Source organism: Komagataeibacter melaceti (assembly GCF_003403295.1).
GTDB classification, from domain to species: domain Bacteria; phylum Pseudomonadota; class Alphaproteobacteria; order Acetobacterales; family Acetobacteraceae; genus Komagataeibacter; species Komagataeibacter melaceti.
Window position 1 is genome coordinate 36,743 of sequence record NZ_QUWV01000059.1, and the last position, 6,000, is coordinate 42,742.

The 6,000-nt window shown below is 60.2% G+C and carries 7 protein-coding genes and 1 tRNA gene; 3 read left to right on the forward strand and 5 right to left on the reverse strand.

The window, feature by feature from the left end; all coding sequences use genetic code 11:
• Positions 1-177 precede the first annotated feature (177 nt).
• From DY926_RS07910 to DY926_RS07920, 3 genes are all read left to right on the forward strand, one after another.
• Positions 178-1,776: an efflux transporter outer membrane subunit gene (locus tag DY926_RS07910; RefSeq protein WP_408886041.1), complete on the forward strand. Its 1,599-nt coding sequence runs from the start codon at positions 178-180 to the stop codon at positions 1,774-1,776.
• Positions 1,777-1,886: 110 nt separating this feature from the next.
• On the forward strand, positions 1,887-2,300 hold the full coding sequence (dksA, locus tag DY926_RS07915) for an RNA polymerase-binding protein DksA (protein WP_116702865.1): 414 nt from the start codon (positions 1,887-1,889) through the stop codon (positions 2,298-2,300).
• A gap of 98 nt (positions 2,301-2,398) precedes the next feature.
• Positions 2,399-2,473, forward strand: a tRNA-Thr gene (locus DY926_RS07920).
• 8 nt (positions 2,474-2,481) lie between these two features.
• Here DY926_RS07920 and DY926_RS17260 read toward each other — a convergent pair.
• From DY926_RS17260 to DY926_RS07945, 5 genes are all read right to left on the reverse strand, one after another.
• The gene (locus DY926_RS17260) at positions 2,482-3,171 is read right to left on the reverse strand and encodes a tyrosine-type recombinase/integrase (RefSeq protein WP_158551943.1); all 690 of its coding nucleotides are present in this window, start codon (positions 3,169-3,171) and stop codon (positions 2,482-2,484) included.
• Positions 3,172-3,425: 254 nt separating this feature from the next.
• Positions 3,426-3,737, reverse strand: coding sequence for a helix-turn-helix domain-containing protein (locus DY926_RS18100; RefSeq protein ID WP_116702867.1), 312 nt, complete (start codon positions 3,735-3,737; stop codon positions 3,426-3,428).
• Complete coding sequence (locus tag DY926_RS07935) at positions 3,730-4,176, reverse strand: hypothetical protein (protein ID WP_116702868.1); 447 nt, start codon at positions 4,174-4,176, stop codon at positions 3,730-3,732. The genes DY926_RS18100 and DY926_RS07935 overlap by 8 nt, the downstream gene beginning before the upstream one ends.
• Positions 4,173-4,856: a DUF7168 domain-containing protein gene (locus tag DY926_RS07940; RefSeq protein ID WP_116702869.1), complete on the reverse strand. Its 684-nt coding sequence runs from the start codon at positions 4,854-4,856 to the stop codon at positions 4,173-4,175. Before DY926_RS07940 ends, DY926_RS07935 begins: the two co-directional genes overlap by 4 nt.
• Complete coding sequence (locus DY926_RS07945) at positions 4,853-5,737, reverse strand: hypothetical protein (RefSeq protein ID WP_116702870.1); 885 nt, start codon at positions 5,735-5,737, stop codon at positions 4,853-4,855. Before DY926_RS07945 ends, DY926_RS07940 begins: the two co-directional genes overlap by 4 nt.
• Between the last annotated feature and the right edge of the window lie 263 nt (positions 5,738-6,000).

A 6,000-nucleotide genomic window follows, 5' to 3' on the forward strand; every position in this document is an offset into this window, starting at 1 on the left:
TTCGATTGACCCCGTGTGGAAAGCCGATAGGCTAGGGGACTGACCGAACTGATCGGTCATTTATGCCATGGTAGCGAAACCATGCCATGGAAGACAGATTTATATTAACTGTTTCAGGGACAACAGGGGGCCGGGTTGGTAGGCAGGGGAATTTCATGGCGAACGGCAGTGGTCGGGTTGTCGGTCGTGACCGCCGGATGTGCGGTTGGCCCGAATTTCCACAAACCCACCCCGTGGACGCCCAAGCAGTACGGCGGCCCGGACCGGATTCAGGCCGCAACCGGCACCACCGCCAGCCCTGCGCAGGTTGCAAGCCAGACCACCCCCGATGACCCCGACACCGCATGGTGGAACGTGTTCCATGATGCGGAGCTGACAAAGCTCGAGCAGCGCGTCGCAACCGATAACCTTGATGTCCGGCGCTATGCCTACCGCATGGCCCAGAGCCGCGCGGAACTGCGCATAGCGGGCGCTGAACGCTACCCCGCCATGTCGGCCTCCGGCTCCTATGCCCGCCAGCAGTACAGCACCAAGATGCTCCAGCGCATCGTGACCGATGTGGAGAGCGACCCGCAACTGAGCACCAACCCCGTATTTTCCCAGTACGCCCCCTCTCCGGGCCAGGCCAAGATCCCGCTGTTCAACCAGTGGCGCGACAGCATTGACGCGACATGGGAAATCGACCTGTGGGGCCGCGTACGCCGCCAGTATGAAGCTGCCGCCGCCGATACGCAGGCCGTGAACGAAGCCCGCCGGGGCATCCTGATCTCGCGCCAGTCGGAAGTGGCGCGGGATTACATGGAACTGCGCAACACGCAGGAACAGATTCGCATCGTCATGGAAAACCGTGACGTGGCAAAAACCATGCTGGACCTGAACCAGCAGCGTTACGCCAAGGGCCTGTCCAGCAACCTGGAGGTGGAACAGGCCCGCGCGCAGTATGAAAACACGCTGGCGCAACTGCCCCAGCTTGAGCAGCGGCTGGTCGCGCAGGTCAATGCGCTCAGCCTGCTCATGGGCGAGCCGCCGCGCGCACTGTCCGATGAGCTGCTGAATGCATCCGCCATTCCCCCCGTGCCGCCGCGCGTGCCGGTGGGCGTGCCATCGGAACTGGCCCGCCGCCGCCCCGACATCCGCCGCGCGGAAGCCAACCTGCACGCGGCGACGGCACAGGTGGGCGAGGCCGTGGCCGAGTTCTACCCGCGTGTCACGATCAATGCGGGCTTCGGGTTTGAATCCCTGTCGTTCCGTGACCTTGGTTTCTGGAACGCCAAGGCGTGGAATGTCGGGCCGTCCATCACCCTGCCCATCTTCCAGGGCGGGCGGCTGCGCGGGCAGCTTGAACTACGCAAGGCCGCGCAGAAGGAAGCCGCCATTTCCTACCAGCAGACCGTGCTGGGCGCATGGCATGACGTGGATAACGCCCTGACCGCCTATACCGATGAACAGATACGCCATGATGAGCTGAGCGCGCGCGCCGACGCCAGCCACCACGCGCTGCAACTGGCGCAGGACCAGTACCGCCAGGGCATGGTCACCTACCTGACCGTGCTGGATGCGCAGCGCCAGTACCTGGGCGCGCAATCCGACCTGACCACAAGCACCGCCACGATATCGGGCAACCTGGTGCGCCTGTACAACGCGCTGGGCGGTGGATGGGAGACGACCTACCCCGAACCACAGCCGCGCCATGCGAAGCAGGCCGCAGCCCAGCCCGCCCCGGCAGCCATCACACCGGGCGGAACTGCCACGCCCGCAGCAGGCAAACCCGCCTGAAACTGCGTTAAAGGCTTGGCGCAGGCGCGCCTTGCTAGTATAAGCCGCCCCGTTCCCGACTGGCTGGTCCATAGCCGCCATACGGAACCACGGCGCAGGGATATGTCATAATGATTACATTGCCCCCCGATTATCGCCCTTCGGAGGATGAGGAATTCATGAATCCGCAGCAGGTGGAATATTTCCGCCTCAAGCTGCTGAAATGGCGAACGGATCTGCTCAAGGAAGCGGATGAAACTCTTGCCAGCCTGTCCGAGGGCGGCATCCACGAAGCTGATATTACCGACCGGGCCAGCGTCGAGACCGACCGCGCGCTGGAACTGCGCACACGTGACCGCGCGCGCAAGCTGATTTCAAAAATCAATCAGGCCCTTCAGCGCATCGAAGCCGGAACCTACGGTTATTGCGAGGAAACGGGCGAGCCCATCGGCCTGAAGCGGCTGGAAGCCCGCCCCATCGCCACCCTGTCGATCGAGGCGCAGGAACGTCACGAGCGCATGGAACGCATCCACCGCGACGACTGATGCCGCTTTCTCCCCCTGGTTACCCCCGATTTGTCGAAACACGGTAAATTAAGGGGTTGCCAGCCGGGGCAGGAAAAGTTAGGAAGCGCGCATACAGTGCTGCTGTAGCTCAGTGGTAGAGCACTCCCTTGGTAAGGGAGAGGTCGACAGTTCAATCCTGTCCAGCAGCACCATGATTTACCTAGACTTTGTTGTTTCGCATTTCTGTGTTGTCTGGTCCACGTGGACCAGAGAATACCGATAGAGCATCGGTGGCCTTTTTCAGCCAGTCCGGGCTGTGGTGCCCGTAGACCCGCTCGATCATCTCGACACTGTTTCCCAAGAACTTGGCGACCATCTCAAATGGTACACCCGCCATCACCATCCATGTGGCACAGGTATGCCGCAGGGTATGAGGGGTCACGTCATCCAAGCCCGCTTTTGCGGCACGCTTGTTGAACGCCGTCTTGATCTTGTGAATCCGCTGCCCTCGATACTCGATCACCCAATCCGTGGTGCGACCTTCTGCTGCCTGTATCAGGGCCTCGTATAGCTGGGGCACCATTGGCACGATCGAACGCCCCTTGTTTCCTGTGCCCTGTCCAAAGCTGATGATACGCTGCTCCAGATTGACCTGGTCCCACTGGAGTTCGAATATCGCACCGGATCTGGCACCCGTGTAGAGAGCCAGCAGGATGAACAGGCGGACGTGCGGAGTCGTGGTGACGGCGATCAGGCGATTCGCCTCCTGATGCGTCAGCCACCTTTCTCGCGATTTTGGTGCACGTGGCACCTCGATTGCAGGGGCACTGTCGATCCATTTTTCCCTGACTGCCCAGCGCAGGGCAGTTCGTAGCGTTACCAGTTCCTTGATGATCGTACCATCGCTCAAGGGTCGCCACTGTCCTGGTGGAAGGCCCCGCCTTCCCTGTTCATGGCGTGTCTTGGCATAGGCGCGACAGACCTGCGTGGTCAGGTTATCAGGCTGTAAATAGCCCAGGTGCTCACATATGGCTGACGATGCATGCTCAAGGCTGGCGAAGCTGGCGACTCGGGGGCGACGGTCCTCCAGATATCCCTGCATAATCCTATCGATCGACGGCCGAGCTGGAGGCTCAGGCGATGCCAGCCCGGCCATCAGCTGACCTAGGGCGCGCTTTGCTGTTGCCCGATCCTTTGTCCCAAGCGAAACGCGTCTCTTGCCCTTCTGGGGGTCCCACCACTGCGCGTAGAAATAACCGTTCCGGACTGCGAGGCTGTAGGTGCGGGGGGAGCTTTCTGACATTCTTCTCTGTTTTCATAGGCTTCGACATCATCCGGACGAATCCGGAATAGTGATCCGATGCGGATGGCTGGTAGCTCGCCGCGCTTGATCAGGTTACGCACGTGCTGATGGGAACAGCCCCATGCGGAAGCTACATCGGCAATCCGCAGGCGCTTGGAAGGCAATTCAGCCATGAGCTGTGTTTCCTTTCATTTCTTCACCCGCCTTTGTCCACGCCTGCACACCACGCGCGCGGATCAGCTTCACATTCCCTTCCCTGACCAGCGGCCCACGGAAAACGATCCGGCAGGGGCTGCCGCTTTCGACCACCTGGCCAAGGTACTGACCGGTCCCATCGCCATAGATCTCCACGTCATAGATCTCCTGACCGAACTGGAGGCCGCGCAGGCACGGATGCGCCTGATCGTTCAGGGCGTAAGGTTTCAGTCCTTTGGATGCGTACGCGGCCGCGATCAGGACATTGGCGGCAGCCCGGCGATAGTTCTGCCAGTTGGGCACCAATGCGCCGCCACGGATGGTCTCGACCATGGCGTCGGGACCATGCGGGTCATTGTATGATTCGCACAGCGCACGCGCGCCGGCTTCCACTACCGCGCTGGGAATAGTGCTCATGCGATCTCTCCCGCGATTGCCAGCCGCTGTGCGCCGGTCATGGGGGCATGCAGTCGGGCGTTACGCCCTTCCCTGTGACCAGCAACGAATGACTGATCGGATCTGCGCGATGATGGCGCAGCGCGTCCCTTCATCTCATGCAGATCCTCATATGCTTTGCCTTTGTAGCGGAGCAGCAGTTGTTCTTCCTCTGGTGAGATCGCAAGGCGCTGTGCCTTGCTGCGCACGGCAAGGATCCAGCCCTCGGCAAAATTGTCTGCCCGACTGATCTTGGTAGTGCGCTTGATGCGTTTGTTCTGCGAACGCAGGAAATCGGCGCGCGCCTGGCGCAGCTGGCGACTAAGAACCTCGCATGTGTAGGCAGCCATTTCGGCGCGGTCTGAAAGACCGTAGAACCGGATCTGGCCAGTGCCTTCCACAAAGACCGACTTTACCCCGAAGACGCCATTGATCATTGACCAGAGACGGGTCTGGTATCTGGTCGGCCGGGTCTTCGCGCCCCACGTAAAGCGGCACGCAAATTCCCCCACATTCGACAGGACCAAATCATCCTCGGTGATCTGGTGTTCGTGCATGAGCTGCTGCGCGCGTGCCAGTGCGGCAGCGGCTTCGTGCGCGTTGCTTGACCTGGACAGCGCCATCAGCTTCTTGAGGCGTTCCATGACTGATTTCTGGCTCATGGCACCTGCACCGTCATATCGACCAGACCGGCCTCAATGATCTTGCGGCAGGCGAACTGGATGGCCTCGAACTGGTATTTCTGTGCATATGTCCAGCTGTAGACGTGCTCTACGCTGCCGTTGAAAAGGCAGTCGAGACCCCTGCTGCTAGTTTTATCCAGGCGACGTTCCAGTTCATCCTTGATCCGCCAGCGCCCATCATGCGTGGCGACTATTGCAGGCGTGTTGACCGAGCCACGGGGATCCCAGTCAGATCCAAGGGTATCCCGCCAAAGGTTCAGCCAATTCTCCCAGCATGGGTCGAAATCATAGAAGTCGGTGAATACAGGACAGGCCATATCCAGATATTCGGTGCCGGTTTCGCGGCGCGTGATTGGACGCGGATCCATGTCTTCCACGTCACCCCAGAAATCATCCTGCATGCCTCTGGCTACAGCCCTACGGTATTCCTGACATATCTGGCGATAACCGCCTGCCCGCTCTAAGTGCACAACACGGTATCGCCGTTGGCCGTCCACTTCGTAAGGGGTGATTCTTTCACCGACTGTGCCATTCAGGGCCTCGATCACCGGGGCGTTTGCCCACTGGATGATGGCCTGCAAGGTGGCATCTGCGTCATACTCTTCCCGCTGATCCGCCTTGCGCAGCAGGTAATCCATCTCCGATTCTGATGCCCACTTGATGGCCGCATCGAAAGATGAACACGCCTGGTAGTGGGTGAATGTCATGTCGCAGCCGTCGCCAGTCAGGATCAGCTTTCCCCGGATCCACATCAGGTTGAACCAGTAGGCCGAGCTGTTGGGCCGGCTGAAATGGAAGGACCGGCACGGTGCTTCCTTCATGACGTGATCGGTCAGGCGGGATGCGTGGCCGTAGCTCATCTCGCCACCTTCCTGCTCATAGCGGCATCAATGGCAGCACGTGCCGTCGGCTGACCATTCGACCTGCAGACCTGATCAGTCGCCATGGTGAATCCATCATCCGTTTTCGTCAGCCATGGGAACGATTGTGCCTCAAGCCAATCCAGCCGTGTGGAATCCTGCTGGCTTTCGTGCAAGGTGTTGATTTTCACTGAGAACTGACCCGGGTAGGGCGGAAATTTTCATCGAGATTTGACCCATGCCTCCACACTCCCCGGCATCAT

Bases quoted from the DNA above. Each gene is read 5' to 3' on its own strand.
- dksA (WP_116702865.1), top strand. From the start codon at position 1,887: ATGATTACATTGCCCCCCGATTATCGCCCTTCGGAGGATGAGGAATTC.
- DY926_RS07945 (WP_116702870.1), bottom strand. From the start codon at position 5,737: ATGAGCTACGGCCACGCATCCCGCCTGACCGATCACGTCATGAAGGAA.
- DY926_RS07935 (WP_116702868.1), bottom strand. From the start codon at position 4,176: ATGAGCACTATTCCCAGCGCGGTAGTGGAAGCCGGCGCGCGTGCGCTG.
- DY926_RS07940 (WP_116702869.1), bottom strand. From the start codon at position 4,856: ATGAGCCAGAAATCAGTCATGGAACGCCTCAAGAAGCTGATGGCGCTG.
- DY926_RS18100 (WP_116702867.1), bottom strand. From the start codon at position 3,737: ATGGCTGAATTGCCTTCCAAGCGCCTGCGGATTGCCGATGTAGCTTCC.